The sequence below is a fragment of the Streptomyces fodineus genome, from assembly GCF_001735805.1.
GTDB classification, from domain to species: Bacteria; Actinomycetota; Actinomycetes; order Streptomycetales; family Streptomycetaceae; genus Streptomyces; species Streptomyces fodineus.
Genome location: NZ_CP017248.1, coordinates 7,693,552 through 7,709,820 on the forward strand (window position 1 = coordinate 7,693,552; position 16,269 = coordinate 7,709,820).

At 69.2% G+C, this 16,269-nt stretch carries 11 protein-coding genes; 4 read left to right on the forward strand and 7 right to left on the reverse strand.

Annotated features, from left to right (window positions below; all coding sequences use genetic code 11):
* Positions 1 to 28 precede the first annotated feature (28 nt).
* The 7 genes from BFF78_RS33205 to BFF78_RS33235 form a co-directional block, all read right to left on the reverse strand.
* The gene (locus tag BFF78_RS33205) at positions 29 to 940 is read right to left on the reverse strand and encodes a PAC2 family protein (RefSeq protein WP_069781817.1); all 912 of its coding nucleotides are present in this window, start codon (positions 938 to 940) and stop codon (positions 29 to 31) included.
* Positions 941 to 1,106: 166 nt separating this feature from the next.
* Positions 1,107 to 1,778 carry a FadR/GntR family transcriptional regulator gene (locus BFF78_RS33210; RefSeq protein WP_069781818.1) on the reverse strand — a complete coding sequence of 224 codons (672 nt, stop codon included), beginning with the start codon at positions 1,776 to 1,778 and terminating at the stop codon, positions 1,107 to 1,109.
* A 45-nt stretch (positions 1,779 to 1,823) separates the two neighbouring features.
* Complete coding sequence (locus BFF78_RS33215; RefSeq protein WP_069781819.1) at positions 1,824 to 2,369, reverse strand: SMI1/KNR4 family protein; 546 nt, start codon at positions 2,367 to 2,369, stop codon at positions 1,824 to 1,826.
* 166 nt (positions 2,370 to 2,535) lie between these two features.
* Positions 2,536 to 4,152 carry a glycerol-3-phosphate dehydrogenase/oxidase gene (locus tag BFF78_RS33220; RefSeq protein ID WP_069781820.1) on the reverse strand — a complete coding sequence of 539 codons (1,617 nt, stop codon included), beginning with the start codon at positions 4,150 to 4,152 and terminating at the stop codon, positions 2,536 to 2,538.
* A 47-nt stretch (positions 4,153 to 4,199) separates the two neighbouring features.
* Entirely contained in the window at positions 4,200 to 5,738 is a 1,539-nt protein-coding gene (gene glpK, locus BFF78_RS33225; RefSeq protein WP_069781821.1) for a glycerol kinase GlpK, read from the reverse strand.
* Positions 5,739 to 5,801: 63 nt separating this feature from the next.
* Entirely contained in the window at positions 5,802 to 6,596 is a 795-nt protein-coding gene (locus tag BFF78_RS33230; RefSeq protein ID WP_069781822.1) for an MIP/aquaporin family protein, read from the reverse strand.
* A gap of 391 nt (positions 6,597 to 6,987) precedes the next feature.
* Positions 6,988 to 7,752 carry an IclR family transcriptional regulator gene (locus tag BFF78_RS33235; RefSeq protein ID WP_069783960.1) on the reverse strand — a complete coding sequence of 255 codons (765 nt, stop codon included), beginning with the start codon at positions 7,750 to 7,752 and terminating at the stop codon, positions 6,988 to 6,990.
* Positions 7,753 to 8,084: 332 nt separating this feature from the next.
* Here BFF78_RS33235 and metH point away from each other — a divergent pair, with 332 nt between their 5' ends.
* From metH to BFF78_RS33255, 4 genes are all read left to right on the forward strand, one after another.
* Complete coding sequence (gene metH, locus BFF78_RS33240; RefSeq protein WP_069781823.1) at positions 8,085 to 11,600, forward strand: methionine synthase; 3,516 nt, start codon at positions 8,085 to 8,087, stop codon at positions 11,598 to 11,600.
* Between the two features lie 185 nt (positions 11,601 to 11,785).
* Positions 11,786 to 12,487: an HAD family hydrolase gene (locus BFF78_RS33245; protein ID WP_069781824.1), complete on the forward strand. Its 702-nt coding sequence runs from the start codon at positions 11,786 to 11,788 to the stop codon at positions 12,485 to 12,487.
* A 434-nt stretch (positions 12,488 to 12,921) separates the two neighbouring features.
* Positions 12,922 to 14,526, forward strand: coding sequence for an ABC transporter substrate-binding protein (locus BFF78_RS33250; RefSeq protein WP_069781825.1), 1,605 nt, complete (start codon positions 12,922 to 12,924; stop codon positions 14,524 to 14,526).
* Between the two features lie 96 nt (positions 14,527 to 14,622).
* Positions 14,623 to 16,203, forward strand: coding sequence for an ABC transporter substrate-binding protein (locus BFF78_RS33255; protein WP_069781826.1), 1,581 nt, complete (start codon positions 14,623 to 14,625; stop codon positions 16,201 to 16,203).
* The last annotated feature ends 66 nt before the right edge of the window (positions 16,204 to 16,269 follow it).

Genomic DNA, 16,269 nt, shown 5'->3' on the forward strand with positions numbered 1-16,269 from the left:
GGCACGGGAACCGCCCCTTCGTCGACCCTCACTCCTCCGAGCCGTCCTCGTCCTCCTTGGCACCGCCGGAGGAAGGACGCGGCTTGCCCCCCGGAGGGCCCACGTCACGGCGCCGCAGATACCGCTCGAACTCGCGGGCGATCGCCTCGCCCGACGCCTCCGGCAGCTCCGCGGTGTCCCGGGCCTCCTCCAGCGTCTGGACGTACTCGGCGACCTCGCTGTCCTCCGCGGCCAGCTGGTCCACGCCCACCTGCCAGGCACGCGCGTCCTCGGGCAGCTCGCCCTGCGGGATGCGCACGTCCAGCAGGTCCTCGAGGCGGTTGAGCAGCGCCAGCGTGGCCTTGGGGTTGGGCGGCTGGGAGACGTAGTGCGGTACGGCCGCCCACAGCGACACCGCCGGGACGCCCGCGTGCGTGCAGGCCTCCTGCAGGACGCCGACGATGCCCGTCGGGCCCTCGTACTTGGTCTCCTCCAGATCCATCCGCTGGGCCAGGTCCGGGTCCGAGGTGACCCCGCTGACCGGCACCGGCCGCGTGTGCGGGGTGTCACCGAGCAGGGCGCCCAGGATGACCACCAGCTCCACGCCCAGTTCGTGCGCGAAGCCGAGCAGCTCGTTGCAGAACGAGCGCCAGCGCATGGACGGTTCGATGCCGCGGACCAGGACCAGGTCGCGCGGCTTCTCGCCGCCGACCCGCACCACCGACAACCTCGTCGTCGGCCAGGTGATCTTGCGCACTCCGCCGTCCATGAACACCGTGGGGCGGTTCACCTGGAAGTCGTAGTAGTCCTCGGCGTCCAGCGCCGCGAACACCTCGCCCTTCCACTCGCGTTCCAGATGCGCGACCGCCGTGGAGGCGGCGTCGCCGGCATCGTTCCAGCCCTCGAACGCGGCCACCATGACTGGGTCGATCAGCTCGGGAACTCCCTCCAGCTCGATCACCCAGTGCCTCCTTCCGACGTGCCCTCGCTTGACTCACCAACCTTACGGCGTCCGGCGGGGGCGCCCGCAGCCCCCTTGCGTGGGGGAGTGACCGGATCACTGCCCCGTTCACCACCGTGGAACACCCCGCGTCAACCCGGAGTCCGGACTGTTGTGTACGGGCGTTTCACAGGGTGCTGCGCAGCCACTGCTCCACGCTCGCGATGTGCACGGTCGCCCAGGAGCGGGCTGCCTCCGCGTCCCGGTCGCGCAGTGCGGCCAGGATCGCCCGGTGCTCGCGCAGGGTGCGGCCGACGGCGTCCTCCTGGGTGAGACCCCGCCAGATCCGGGCCCGCGTGGTCGGCCCCGACAGGCCGTCCAGCAGCGAGCACAGCACCGAGTTGCCGGCGCCGCGCACGATGCCGCGATGGAACTCCAGGTCGGCGGCGACCAGCTCCTCCACCGAGGGGTCCTCGCCGAGGGCGTCCAACTGGGCGGACAGCACGTCCAGTTGCTGTTCACCGATCGTGAACGCCGCCATCGCCGTCGCGGCCGGTTCCAGGATCCGGCGCACCGCCAGGAACTCCAGCACGGTGTCGTCGCGGTGGAAGTCCACGACGAAGCTCAGCGCCTCCAGCAGCAGCTGCGGATCGAGGCTGGTGACGTACGTGCCGTCGCCCTGCCGCACGTCCAGGATCCGGATCAGCGACAGCGCCCGTACGGCCTCGCGCAGCGAGTTCCGCGACAGCCCCAGTTCGGCGGCCAGCTCGCTCTCCTTGGGCAGCCGGTCCCCGGGCCGCAGCGCACCCGAGACGATCATCCCCTTGATCTTCTCGATCGCCTCATCGGTGACTGCCATGACCGGCCTCCCTGGTCGCCCAGACATCGGATGTCTCAGCGGCCATTATGCGGGCGGGGCGTCGAACCACTCCCTGCCGTCCGCCCAGTGCCGCACCCAGCCGGCGAAGCCGGACCCGGCCGTGGTGCACCCGAACTCCGCCCCGAAGGGATACGCGCCCTCACCCGTGATCTGCCATATGTGACCCCGGTGAGGACCGGTGACGATCAGATGCCAGTCCATGCCGCAGCCGTCCGTGCCGAGCAGCAGCGAGCCGTCGCGGCCGACCTGTTCGATGACGGCGTCCGGATCCGCGTAGCGCCCCTCGTCCTCCTCCCACAGCCATGCCTCGGAGAGCGGGAACGGCTTGGCCGGGTCCTGCTTCGCGCCGCCCTCGGCCAGCCCCACCAGACCGTACTCCGGCGGCCCCTGGCAGGATCCGTCGGTCACCTCCGCCACGAACGTCCGGTACGGCTCGGGCAGCACCACGTGGTGCTCCGCCTCGAAGGCGTGCACGGCCGCCCAGCCGAGCGCGGACTCGCCGCCGTCGTCCACCGCGAAGGCCTCCCGCAGGGCCGCGAGTTCGGTGGGATCCGCCTGATCGCTGTTCATGCCCCCATGGAAGCACCCGGCACTGACAATGCTCCCCGGGCAGGCGAAAGGGGCGGCCCCATCGGCGTGGGGCCGCCCCTCTCGGTTGTCCGGACCCGGTGCGGCGGTCCGGCGCTGCGGCGGCGGCCGGTCCCGGTCGGGGAGGCGGACCGGCCGTCACCGGGGCCTACTTCTTGTCGAGCAGGTCCTGCACCTTCGCGCGGACGTCGTCCGTGGCCAGGCCCCGGATCGTCAGCGTCGTACGCCGACGCAGCACGTCGTCCGCCGTCTCGGCCCACTCGTGGTCGCGGGCCCACACGACCTGCGCCCAGATCTCCGGGGCGTCGGGGTGGACGCGCTCGGCCAGCTCCGGGTCGTCGTTGGCCAGGCGGGCGATGTCGAAGGCCAGGGAGCCGTAGTGGGTGGCCAGGTGCTTGGCGGTGTCGGCGGCCATGCGCGGGCCCGGCGCCGGGTGGTCCACCAGCAGGCGGTGCGCGACGGCCCGCGGGTTGGCGACACCGGGCAGCGGCACCTTCTTCGGCAGCGAGGAGATCGGCTCGAAGTCGTCACCGAGCGGGTGACCCGGCAGCGCCTCCAGCTTCTGCATCACCGTACGGCCGATGTGCCGGAAGGTGGTCCACTTGCCGCCCGCGACGGACAGCATGCCGCCCTTGCCCTCGGTCACCACGGTCTCGCGCTTGGCCTTGGCGGTGTCGCCGGGTCCGCCCGGCAGCACCCGCAGGCCCGCGAAGGCGTACGTGATCAGGTCCCGCTTCAGCTGCTGGTCCCGCACGGAGAACGCGGCCTCGTCCAGGATCTGGGCTATGTCCTTCTCGGTGACGGACACATCCGCCGGGTCGCCCTCGTACTCCTCGTCGGTGGTGCCGAGCAGCAGCATGTCCTCCCAGGGGAGGGCGAAGGTGATCCGGTACTTGTCGATGGGGGTCGCGAGCGCGGCCTTCCAGGGGGAGGTGCGCTTGAGCACCAGGTGCGCGCCCTTGGACAGGCGGATGGACGGCGCCGCGCCCGGGTCCTCCATCCTGCGCAGGTGGTCGACCCAGGGGCCGGTCGCGTTCAGGACGAGACGGGCGTTGACGCCGAACTCCTCGCCGGAGACGCGGTCCTTCAGGTCGGCACCCGTCACCCGGCCCTTGGTGAAGCGCAGGCCGGTGACCGCGGCGTGGTTGAGAACGGCCGCGCCCGCCTCGACGGCCGCGCGGACCGTCATCAGCGCCATGCGGGCGTCGTTCATCTGGTCGTCGCCGTACACGGCCACGGCCTTCAGGTTGTCGGTGCGCAGCTCGGGCACGTCCTGCGCCGCCTTGGCGGGGGAGAGCAGGTGACCGACGCCGTCGCCGAACGCGGAGAGCGCGGAGTAGGCGAAGACGCCCGCGCCGAGCTTCGCCGCGCCGTGCGGCCCGCCCTTGTACACGGGGAGGTAGAAGGTGAGCGGGTTCGCCAGGTGGGGGGCCACCTGGCGGGAGACCGCACGGCGCTCGAAGTGGTTCTCCGCCACCAGCTTTACCGCGCCGGTCTGCAGGTAGCGCAGACCGCCGTGGAGCAGCTTGGAGGAGGCGGAGGAGGTGGCACCGGCGAAGTCGCCGGCGTCGACCAGAGCCACCCTGAGGCCGGACTGCGCGGCGTGCCAGGCGGTGGAGATGCCCAGGATGCCGCCGCCGATCACCAGAAGATCGTACGACGCCTTGGAGAGCTGCTCCCTGGTCTCGGCCCGGCTCGGGTTGGAGCCGGAGGCCGGGTGCGACCCCAGGGCGGGCAGGGTCTGCAGGGTGGACTGACTGGTCATGTCGGGTACTTACTCCTCGTCAGAGATGGCTGAGCCGGGGGAGCCGCTCAGCTCTCGTCCTCGATCCAGCCCATGGTCCGGTCGACGGCCTTGAGCCAGTTCTTGTACTCGCGGTCGCGGGTGTCCGCGTCCATCTGGGGCGTCCATTCGGCGGCCCGGCGCCAGTTGGCGCGCAGTTCGTCGGTGCTGGACCAGAAGCCGACGGCGAGACCGGCGGCGTAGGCGGCGCCGAGGCAGGTGGTCTCGGCGACCATCGGGCGCACCACCGGCGCGTCCAGAACGTCGGCGAGGGTCTGCATCAGCAGGTTGTTGGAGGTCATACCGCCGTCCACCTTCAGGGCCACCAGCTCGTCGCCGGAGTCCTTGACCATGGCGTCGGCGATCTCCCGGGTCTGCCAGGCGGTGGCCTCCAGGACGGCGCGCGCGAGGTGCGCCTTGGTGACGTACCGGGTCAGACCGGCGATCACACCGCGGGCGTCGGAACGCCAGTGCGGGGCGAACAGACCGGAGAAGGCCGGCACGAAGTAGGCGCCGCCGTTGTCCTCGACCGAGAGCGCGAGCGTCTCGATCTCGGCGGCGGTGGAGATCAGGCCCATCTGGTCGCGCATCCACTGCACCAGCGAGCCGGTGACGGCGATCGAGCCCTCCAGGGCGTAGACCGTCGGCTGGTCGCCGATCTTGTAGCCGACCGTGGTCAGCAGACCGGCGTAGGAGTTGATGATCTTGTCACCGGTGTTCATCACCATGAAGGTGCCGGTGCCGTAGGTGGACTTGGTCTCGCCCTCGGAGAAGCAGGTCTGGCCGAACAGGGCCGCCTGCTGGTCGCCGAGCGCGGAGGCGACGGGAATGCCGCCGAGCAGGTCGCCCAGCTTGCCGCCGGTGACCTCGCCGTAGACCTCGGCGGAGGAGCGGATCTCCGGCAGGATCGTCAGCGGCACGCCGATGGACTCGGCGATCTTCTCGTCCCACTGCGTGGTGTGCAGGTTCATCAGCATGGTGCGGGAGGCGTTGGTGACGTCGGTGACGTGCTTGCCGCCGTTGACCCCGCCGGTCAGGTTCCAGATGACCCAGGTGTCCATGGTGCCGAAGAGGATGTCGCCGGCCTCGGCGCGCTCCTTCAGGCCCTCGACGTTGTCGAGCAGCCAGCGGGCCTTGGGCCCGGAGAAGTACGAGGCCAGCGGCAGGCCGGTCTCCCGGCGGAAGCGGTCCTGGCCGACGTTGCGGCCCAGCTCCTTGCAGAGGGCGTCGGTGCGGGTGTCCTGCCAGACGAGGGCGTTGTAGACGGGCTCACCGGTGTTCTTGTCCCACAGCACGGTGGTCTCGCGCTGGTTGGTGATGCCGATGGCCTTGATGTCGTCACGGGTGATGCCGGCCTTCTGGATGGCTCCGGCGACGACTTCCTGGACGTTGGTCCAGATCTCGTTGGCGTTGTGCTCGACCCAGCCCGGCTTCGGGAAGATCTGCTCGTGCTCCTTCTGGTCGACGGAGACGATCCGGCCGTCCCGGTCGAAGACGATGCAGCGGCTGGAGGTGGTGCCCTGGTCGATCGCCGCGATGAAGGGGCCTGCGGTGTGGGCGTCGGTCACTGTGTGCTCCTGAAAGATCCGTGGTGAGGGGCGGTACGTACGGCGCGTGCTTCGAGGCGATGTCTAGGCGAATGCGACGTTGTATATGCCTGCGGCGATGGCGCCGCCGATCAGCGGACCGACGACCGGGATCCAGGCGTAGGCCCAGTCGGAACCGCCCTTGTTGGGCAGCGGCAGCAGGGCGTGCACGATGCGCGGGCCCAGGTCACGGGCCGGGTTGATCGCGTAGCCCGTCGGGCCGCCGAGGGAGAGACCGATCGACACCACCACGAACGCGGTGATCAGACCGCCGAGGATGCCGAGTCCGTTGCCCTTGTCGTTCAGGCCCTGCGTGAGGACCGCCAGGATCAGCACGACCGTGCCGATGATCTCCGTGGCGAGGTTCTGCGCCACGTTCCGGATCTCCGGACCGGTGGAGAAGATGCCGAGGACCGGGCCGGCGCCCTTCTCCTGGGCCTCGACCGCCTTGGCCGTGGTGGCCTGCGCGCCCGGCCCGCCGACGATCTCCTTGTCGGTCAGGTGGGCGTGGAACTGGCCGTAGTAGGCGACCCACACCAGGGTCGCGCCGATCATCGCGCCGAGCAGCTGGCCGGCGAAATAGGTCGGAACGTTACTCCAGTTGCCGTCCTTGATGGCGAGGGCGACGGTGACGGCCGGGTTGAGGTGTGCACCGGAGAGCGGTCCGGAGATGTACACAGCCGTCAGGACGGCGAAGCCCCACCCGAAGGTGATGGCGAGCCAGCCGGCGTTACGGGCCTTGGAGGCCTTCAGCGTGACGGCCGCGCAGACGCCGCCGCCGAGCAGGATGAGTATGGCGGTACCGATGGTCTCGCCGATGAAGATGTCGGAGCTGGACACCCGCGACTCCTTTGTCCTTCGTCCAGGGATAGCCGAACCCCGGGTCCCGCCGGGGTTGTGGCGCCCTCGGGGGTGAGAGCGATTGCCGGCCCTTGGCGTTGTCACACTCTAGCGCGTATTGCCGGTAGGTGTTCGACAATGCCGACCGATGGACGGGAGTCTTGCTTCGGCGTTACGCACGCGTCAAGGGTTCTGTTGTCCAAAACAGGATCGTTATTGATCGCTGCCGGTTGTCACTCTTCGCGCGCTGACATGGGTATAAGCGCCATTTGTCCATTTCAGGGTAGGGCGAGAGCCGGAACGCCGCCCGGCGTTCCGGTCGTGACCGAAGGAAGTCCCAGGCGTGCCCTGGGGCAGATCTCCCAGACGTGCCGGGCGGAGCGCGCAGCGCTCAGAACCGTCCCGCGCCCAGGTCCCTGGACACCGCGCGGGCGCAGTCGCGCACCGCGGCGATCAGCTCGGGGCGCAGCTCCCCGTCCGGGCGCAGCCGCTCCACGGCACCGGTGATGCCGACCGCGCCCACGGGCATCCGGCGCCGGTCGTGGATGGGCGCGGCGACGGACGCCACGCCCTCCCAGGTCTCCTCTATGTCGGCCGCGTACCCGCGCGCCCGCGTGATGTCGAGCAGGTGCTCGAAGTCCGCGGCCTCGTACACCGTGCGGTCGGTGAAGGGCTTCCGCTCGGACTCCAGAGCCTCGCTGTGCGCCACCGGGTCGTAGGCCGAGAGCACCTTGCCGAGCGCGGTGGAGTGCAGCGGCTGCATGGCGCCGATCTCCAGCACCTGCCGGCTGTCGTCGGGCCGGAAGACGTGGTGCACGATCAGCACGCCCTGCTGGTGCAGAACCCCCAGGTACACGCTCTCCCCGCTGGAGCGGGCCAGATCGTCGGTCCACACCAGGGCCCTGGCCCGCAACTCGTGCACGTCCAGATACGTGGTGCCCAGGCGCAGCAGCTCCGCGCCCAGCTGATAGCGCCCCGAGGCGTCGTCCTGCTCCACGAACCCCTCCTGCTGGAGGGTGCGCAGAATGCCGTGTGCGGTGCCCTTGGCGAGGCCCAGCGACGACGCGATATCGGACAGACCGAGCCGCCGCTCGCCGCCCGCGAGCAGCCGCAGCATCGCGGCCGCCCGTTCGAGCGACTGGATGTTCCGTGCCATCGCCGTCCTGCCCTCCGTCCCCTTCGACATGCCGTCGAACGCCGCGCACAGCGTCCACCGATGTCGACCGCAGTCGTACACCGGCATACGTCTCGCTACCCGTCGTTCGGCAATGTCGAACACTACCGGTCGATGCCGACCTCTCGCTAACGGTCGGACGACACGTGTTACATCACATGTGACCCGAGTGTCGCGCGAGGGCCACCCGAGTCCGCCTCGTGGACGCCGCTGCCCAATAAAGCCACGGCCGGTTACGCTGGCGCCGTGCGGCATCCCCGCCTGCCAGGGAGAAACCGCATAGCCGACAGCCGTCGCATCTAGGGAGCCCATTCATGGCCTCGTTGCCACCGTCCCCTTCCGCCGACAGCCGGACCCGCGCGTCCGCGCTCCGACAGGCGCTCGCCACCCGTGTGGTGGTCGCCGACGGAGCCATGGGCACCATGCTCCAGGCACAGGAACCCACACTCGAGGACTTCGAGCAGCTCGAAGGCTGCAACGAGATCCTCAACCTCACCCGCCCCGACATCGTCCGCTCCGTCCACGAGGCGTACTTCGCCGTGGGCGTCGACTGCGTCGAGACCAACACCTTCGGGGCCAACCACTCCGCCCTCGGCGAGTACGACATCGCCGAGCGCGTGTACGAGCTGTCCGAGGCCGGCGCCCGGGTCGCCCGCGAGGTCGCCGACGAGTTCACCGCCAAGGACGGCCGCCCCCGCTGGGTGCTGGGCTCCATGGGCCCCGGCACCAAGCTGCCCACCCTGGGCCACGCCCCGTACACCACCCTGCGCGACGCCTACCAGCGCAACGCCGAGGGCCTGGTCACCGGCGGCGCCGACGCGCTGCTCGTGGAGACCACCCAGGACCTGCTGCAGACGAAGGCCGCCGTCCTGGGCGCCCGCCGCGGCCTCGACGCCCTCGGCCTCGACCTGCCGGTGATCGTCTCCGTGACCGTCGAGACCACCGGCACCATGCTCCTAGGCTCCGAGATCGGCGCCGCGCTCACCGCGCTGGAGCCGCTCGGCATCGACATGATCGGCCTGAACTGCGCCACCGGCCCGGCCGAGATGAGCGAGCACCTGCGCTACCTCGCCCGCAACGCCCGCATCCCGCTGTCCTGCATGCCCAACGCGGGCCTGCCCGTCCTCGGCAAGGACGGCGCCCACTACCCGCTGACCGCGCCGGAGCTGGCCGACGCCCAGGAGACCTTCGTCCGCGAGTACGGCCTCTCACTCGTCGGCGGCTGCTGCGGTACGACCCCCGAGCACCTGCGCCAGGTCGTCGAGCGCGTCCAGGGCCTCACCCCGACCGAGCGCGACCCGCGCCCCGAGCCCGGCGCCGCCTCCCTCTACCAGACCGTGCCCTTCCGGCAGGACACCTCCTACCTGGCCATCGGCGAGCGCACCAACGCCAACGGCTCCAAGAAGTTCCGCGAGGCCATGCTTCAGGGCCGCTGGGACGACTGTGTGGAGATGGCCCGGGAGCAGATCCGCGAGGGCGCCCACATGCTCGACCTGTGCGTGGACTACGTGGGCCGCGACGGCGTCGCCGACATGGAGGAGCTGGCCGGCCGTTTCGCCACCGCCTCCACCCTGCCGATCGTCCTGGACTCCACCGAGGTCGACGTCATCCAGGCGGGTCTGGAGAAGCTCGGTGGCCGCGCCGTGATCAACTCCGTGAACTACGAGGACGGCGACGGCCCCGACTCCCGGTTCGCCAAGGTCACCAAGCTGGCCCGGGAGCACGGCGCCGCCCTGATCGCGCTCACCATCGACGAGGAGGGCCAGGCCCGCACCCCGGAGAAGAAGGTCGAGATCGCCGAGCGGCTGATCGACGACCTGACCGGGAACTGGGGCATCCGCGAGGAGGACATCCTCATCGACGCCCTGACCTTCACCATCTGCACCGGGCAGGAGGAGTCCCGCGGGGACGGCCTCGCCACCATCGAGGCGATCCGCGAGCTGAAGAAGCGCCACCCGGCCGTCCAGACCACTCTGGGCCTGTCGAACATCTCCTTCGGCCTGAACCCGGCCGCCCGCATCCTGCTGAACTCCGTCTTCCTCGACGAATGCGTCAAGGCGGGCCTGGACTCGGCGATCGTGCACGCCTCCAAGATCCTGCCGATCGCCCGGTTCAGCGAGGAAGAGGTCGGTACGGCCCTGGACCTGATCTACGACCGCCGGTCCGAGGGTTACGACCCCCTGCAGAAGCTCATGCAGCTCTTCGAGGGCGCCACCGCCAAGTCCCTGAAGGCGGGCAAGGCCGAGGAACTGGCCGCGCTGCCGCTGGAGGAGCGCCTGGGGCGCCGCATCATCGACGGCGAGCGCAACGGCCTGGAAGCCGACCTCGACGAGGCCCTGAAGGACCGCCCGGCGCTCGACATCGTCAACGAGACCCTGCTGGACGGCATGAAGGTCGTCGGCGAACTGTTCGGCTCCGGCCAGATGCAGCTGCCGTTCGTCCTGCAGTCCGCCGAGGTCATGAAGGCCGCCGTCGCCTACCTCGAACCGCACATGGAGAAGTCGGACTCCGAGGGCAAGGGCACCATCGTGCTGGCCACCGTGCGCGGCGACGTCCACGACATCGGCAAGAACCTGGTCGACATCATCTTGTCCAACAACGGCTACAACGTCGTCAACCTGGGCATCAAGCAGCCGGTCTCCGCGATCCTGGAGGCGGCCCAGGAACACAAGGCCGATGTCATCGGCATGTCCGGGCTGCTGGTGAAGTCCACGGTGATCATGAAGGAGAACCTGGAGGAGCTCAACCAGCGCGGCCTGGCGGCGGCCTACCCGGTCATCCTCGGCGGCGCGGCGCTCACCAGGGCGTATGTCGAACAGGACCTGCACGAGATCTACGAGGGCGAGGTCCGCTACGCCCGCGACGCCTTCGAGGGCCTGCGCCTGATGGACGCCCTCATCGGCGTCAAGCGCGGAGTGCCCGGCGCGAAGCTGCCCGAGCTGAAGCAGCGCCGGGTGCGGGCCACGGCCGCCGTGGAGATCGAGGAGCGCCCCCAGGAGGGGCACGTCCGCTCCGACGTCGCCACCGACAACCCCGTGCCGACCCCGCCCTTCTGGGAGACCCGCATCGTCAAGGGCATCCAGCTCAAGGAGTACGCGAGCTGGCTCGACGAGGGCGCCCTGTTCAAGGGCCAGTGGGGGCTGAAGCAGGCCCGCACCGGCGAGGGACCGTCGTACGAGGAACTGGCCGAGACCGAGGGCCGGCCCCGGCTGCGCGGCCTGCTGGACCGGCTGCAGACCGAGAACCTGCTGGAAGCGGCCGTCGTCTACGGCTACTTCCCGTGCGTGTCCAAGGACGACGACCTGATCATCCTGGACGAGCGGGGCAATGAGCGCACCCGGTTCACCTTCCCGCGCCAGCGGCGCGGCCGCCGGCTGTGCCTGGCCGACTTCTTCCGGCCGGAGGAGTCGGGGCAGACCGACGTCGTCGGCTTCCAGGTCGTCACCGTCGGCTCGCGCATCGGCGAGGAGACCGCGAAGCTCTTCGAGGCCAACTCCTACCGCGACTACCTCGAACTGCACGGCCTGTCCGTGCAGTTGGCCGAGGCACTCGCCGAGTACTGGCACGCGCGCGTGCGCTCCGAGCTCGGCTTCGGCGGCGAGGACCCGGCCGACATCGAGGACATGTTCGCCCTGAAGTACCGGGGTGCCCGCTTCTCCCTCGGCTACGGCGCCTGCCCCGACCTGGAGGACCGCGCCAAGATCGCGGATCTGCTGCGGCCGGAGCGGATCGGCGTCCACCTGTCGGAGGAGTTCCAGCTGCACCCGGAGCAGTCCACGGATGCGATCGTGATCCACCACCCCGAGGCGAAGTACTTCAACGCCCGCTGAGCCCTCCGGGGAGCCGGCAGGCCAGAGGCCCTCTGGCCTGCGCCGGGGGTGTTTCAAGGGATACCCCCGGACACGAGTGATAAACGAGGCGCTTCCGGCGTCGGAGACGTACACTTGTCGGTCCATTGCAGGCCGGTTCCCTGTCCGGGAACCGGCCTGATCGTCCCTCAAGGAGGTGCGCCCGGATGACCAGCACGGTCCCCGCGCTAGGAACCCTTACGGCCGAAGGCTCCGCCCTGCAGGCGGTCCTCCTCGACATGGACGGCACCCTGGTGGACACCGAGGGTTTCTGGTGGGACGTCGAGGTCGAGGTCTTCGCCGCCCTCGGCCACACCCTGGACGACTCCTGGCGGCACGTGGTGGTCGGCGGCCCCATGACCCGCAGCGCCGGCTTCCTCATCGAGGCCACCGGCGCCGACATCACCCTCGCCGAACTCACCGCGCTGCTCAACGAGGGCTTCGAGGACCGTATCGACCGTGCCCTGCCGCTGATGCCGGGCGCCGCCCGGCTGCTCGCCGAACTCCACGAGCACGCCATCCCCACGGCCCTGGTCTCCGCCTCCCACCGGCGCATCATCGACCGCGTGCTGAGCATCCTCGGACCGCACCACTTCGCCCTGTCCATCGCCGGCGACGAGGTCTCCCGCACCAAGCCCTTCCCGGACCCCTACCTGCTCGCCGCGGCGGGGCTCGACGCACGGCCGGACAGATGCGCGGTGGTCGAGGACACCGCGACCGGGGTCGCCGCCGCCGAGGCCGCGGGCTGCCGTGTGGTCGCCGTCCCCTCCGTCGCCCCCATCACACCCGCCGCGGGACGCACCGTCGTGACCTCTCTGGAACAGGTCGACCTGGCATTTCTGCGCGGCCTGATGACGGAAATGCCCTAGCCGTTCACCCAGCGTGAAAAGTCAATCGGCCCGGTTGGACAAATTTCCGGGGAAGTACACCCAAGTGGAATTCACAGCCGGTCGTCCGGCCGAATTCCACTGACTCACCACACAGTTGGAAGTGTGACGTTCGCCACCTCGATGGCCCTCGACAGGCCGGGTCAGGGTGTGCTGAACGACCCCGTTCGGCCCGGATCGACGGGTCTTTGTGTCCCGATTGATGGGAAGCTGCACTAATCCTGCCGCTGTCGGGTTTTCGGTGTGTCCGCACCCGGTTCCACTGCGTGATGGGGGGTCAACTCACGCGGCCGTGAACCCGCCTGCGGGCGCGGACTAATCTCGTCGCGAGAACATCGCCGCAACCCCCCGTTGATCCGCCGCACCACCATGCATGCCGGATACACGGACTCGAACAGCTCTGGAGAAACCCCCGCATGAACCGCAAGACTTTGGTGCTGCCGGCGGTGGCCGGCCTGCTCACCCCGGTTCTCGCCGCTTGCGGCGGATCCGGCAGCGGGAGTAAGAGCGGCGACGCCATCGTCGTCGGCACCACGGACCGGTTCACCGCCACCAGCGACGCCCCGGCGCCCCTGGACCCCGCCTACGCCTACGACGTCGGCACCTGGAACATCCTGCGCCAGACCGTGCAGACCCTGATGACGCAGCCCAAGGGCGAGGGCAACCCCGTACCGGACGCCGCCGAGGGCTGCTCCTTCACCGACAGCGGCAGCGAACGCTACGCCTGCAAGCTCCGCGACGGCCTGAAGTTCGCCAGCGGCGACCCGGTCACCGCCCAGGACGTCAAGTTCTCCATCGAGCGTGCCCTGCGCATCAAGGCCAGCAGCGGCGTGTCTTCCTTGCTCAACACCCTCGACACCATCGAGACGCAGGGCGACCGCGAGGTCATCTTCCACCTCAAGACCGCCGACGCCACGTTCCCGTACAAGCTGTCCACTCCGGTCGCGGGCATCATCAACCCCAAGGACTACCAGAAGGACAAGCTGCGCAACGGCTTCGAGGTCGACGGCTCCGGCCCCTACACCTTCCAGGCCGACGTCAACGGCAACACTGTCACCACCGCCACCTTCACCAAGAACCCCAACTACAAGGGCTTCGACAAGGTGAACAACGACAAGGTCGAACTGCGCTCCTTCGACGACGCCGACGCGATGAGCGCCGCCATCGACAAGGGTGACATCGACGTCATGACCCGCACCATGTCGCCCGCCCAGATCCAGAAGCTGGACGCCGGCGGCGACGCCAAGGCCGACCTCGTCGACATGCCCGGCCTGGAGATCCGCTACCTGGCCTTCAACACCAACGCCTCCACCGTGAAGTCCAAGGCCGTACGCCAGGCCATGGCCCAGATCATCAACCGCGCGGAACTCGTCTCCAAGGTCTACGGCACCCAGGCCGAGCCGCTGTACTCGCTCGTCCCGGCCACCGTCACCGGCCACTCCAACTCGTTCTTCAACAAGTACGGCAACCCCAGCGTCGCCAAGGCCAAGGACCTGCTGACCAAGGCCGGCATCACCACCCCGGTGAAGCTGACCCTGCACTACACCACCGACCACTACGGCTCCGCCACCAAGAAGGAGTTCGAGGTCCTGCAGCAGCAGCTCAACGACAGCGGCCTGTTCGACACCTCCACCCAGGGCCATCCCTGGGACGCCTTCCGGCCCGCCGAGCAGAAGGGCCAGTACGACGTCTACGGCATGGGCTGGTTCCCCGACTTCCCCGACGCCGACAACTTCCTCGCGCCCTTCCTCGACAAGGACAACTTCCTCGGATCGCCGTACTCCAACACCACCATCCAGCACACCCTGATCCCGCAGTCCCGCCGCGAGGCCGACCGACTCAACGCCGCCAAGAGCCTGACGGAGATCCAGGACATCGTCGCCGAGGACGTGCCGATCCTGCCGCTGTGGCAGGGCAAGCAGTACGTTGCCGCACGGAACGACATCACGGGTGTCGCCTACGCGCTCAACTCCTCCTCGACGCTTCAGCTGTGGGAGCTCGGCCGCGGTGTGAGCGGCTGACGGCTCTCTCGTCCGGGGCCAGGGACGGCTGCCCCGGACAGCCCGGAGCCAGGACGGCGGCCCCGGGACGACGAACCGACGACAAGGCACACGTAAGTGAACATGCGTAACCAGTGGCCAGTCCTGCCCATCGTGGCAGGGCTGGCCTCCGGCCTGTTGACCGGCTGCGGCTCGGAGAGCGGTGATTCCGGGGGTACCGGCTCCTCCGTGGTGATGGGGATGTCCGACGACGTCCTCGCCACGGACCCGGCCTCCGGCTACGACCCCGGCTCCTGGCTGTTGTTCGACAACGTCTTCCAGTCGCTCCTCAGTTTCCCCAAGGGCGCGACCGAACCCCAGCCCGAACTGGCCAAGGAGTGCTCCTTCACCGACTCCCGGGCCACGGTCTACCGATGCACGCTCAAGAACGACCTGAAGTTCAGCAACGGTGACCCGCTCACCTCGAAGGACGTGAAGTTCTCCTTCGACCGCATGCTGAAGATCAACGACGCCGCGGGCCCCGCGATCATGTTCCCGATGCTCGGCAGCATCGACACCCCGGACGCGAAGACGGTCGTCTTCCACCTGAAGTCCTCCGACGCCACCTTCCCCAGCAAGATCGCCTCCGGCGCCGGCTCCATCGTCGACCACAGCCAGTACGACGCGAGCAGCCTGCGGACCGACAACAAGGCCGTCGGCTCCGGCCCCTACAAGCTGGACTCCTTCGACAAGGACCAGGCGGTCTTCTCCGTCAACGGCAACTACAAGGGCACCGCCAAGGTCAAGAACTCCGGCGTCACCCTGAAGTTCTTCCACGGCGACCGCAGCGCCCTGAAGAAGGCCCTCCTCGACGGCAAGATCGACATCTCCTACCGAGGCCTGGCCGCCTCCGACATCGCCGGCCTCGACCAGCAGAGCGGCAACAAGGGCGTCGACGTCATCGAGGGCAGCAGCGCCGAAGTCCAGCACCTGGTCTTCAACATGAAGGACCCGGTCGCCGGAAAGCTCGGCGTCCGCAAGGCCATGGCCTACCTCATCGACCGCGACGCCCTCATCAAGAACGTCTACCAGGGCACCGCCACCCCGCTGTACTCGATCATCCCGGCGGGCATCGTCGGCCACAACACCGCCTTCTTCGACACCTACGGCGCCCGCCCCTCCCAGGCCAAGGCCGCCGCCGCACTGCGCGCCGACGGCATCACCGGCAAGGTCAAGCTCACCCTGTGGTCCACGCCGTCCCGCTACGGCCCCGCCACCGACGAAGAGCTGAAGGCCATCGCCGGCCAGCTCAACGCCAGCGGACTGTTCGACGCCGACGTGAAGTCCGTCGCCTTCGACCAGTACGAGAAGGACATCGCGGCCGGCAAGTACGGCATCTACGTCAAGGGCTGGGTGCCGGACTACCCGGACGCCGACAACTTCACCGCACCCTTCTTCGGCAAGGGCAACGTGCTGGACAACAACTACAGCAACCGCACCATCACCGGCACCCTCATCCCCGACACCGCCGCACAGAGCGACCGGGCCGCCACCGACAAGGACTTCGGACGGCTGCAGAACATCGTCGCCGCCGAACTGCCCGTCCTGCCCGTCTGGCAGGCCAAGCAGTACGCGGTCGTCCGCGACGGCGTCTACGGCCTGGAGTACTGCCTGGACGCCTCCACGGTCTTCCGGTTCTGGGAACTCAGCAAGAGCTGACCCCCGCTGACACCGAGGGCGCCCATCTCCACGCGGGAGGGGCGCCCTTCGGCGTCGTACCGGCCA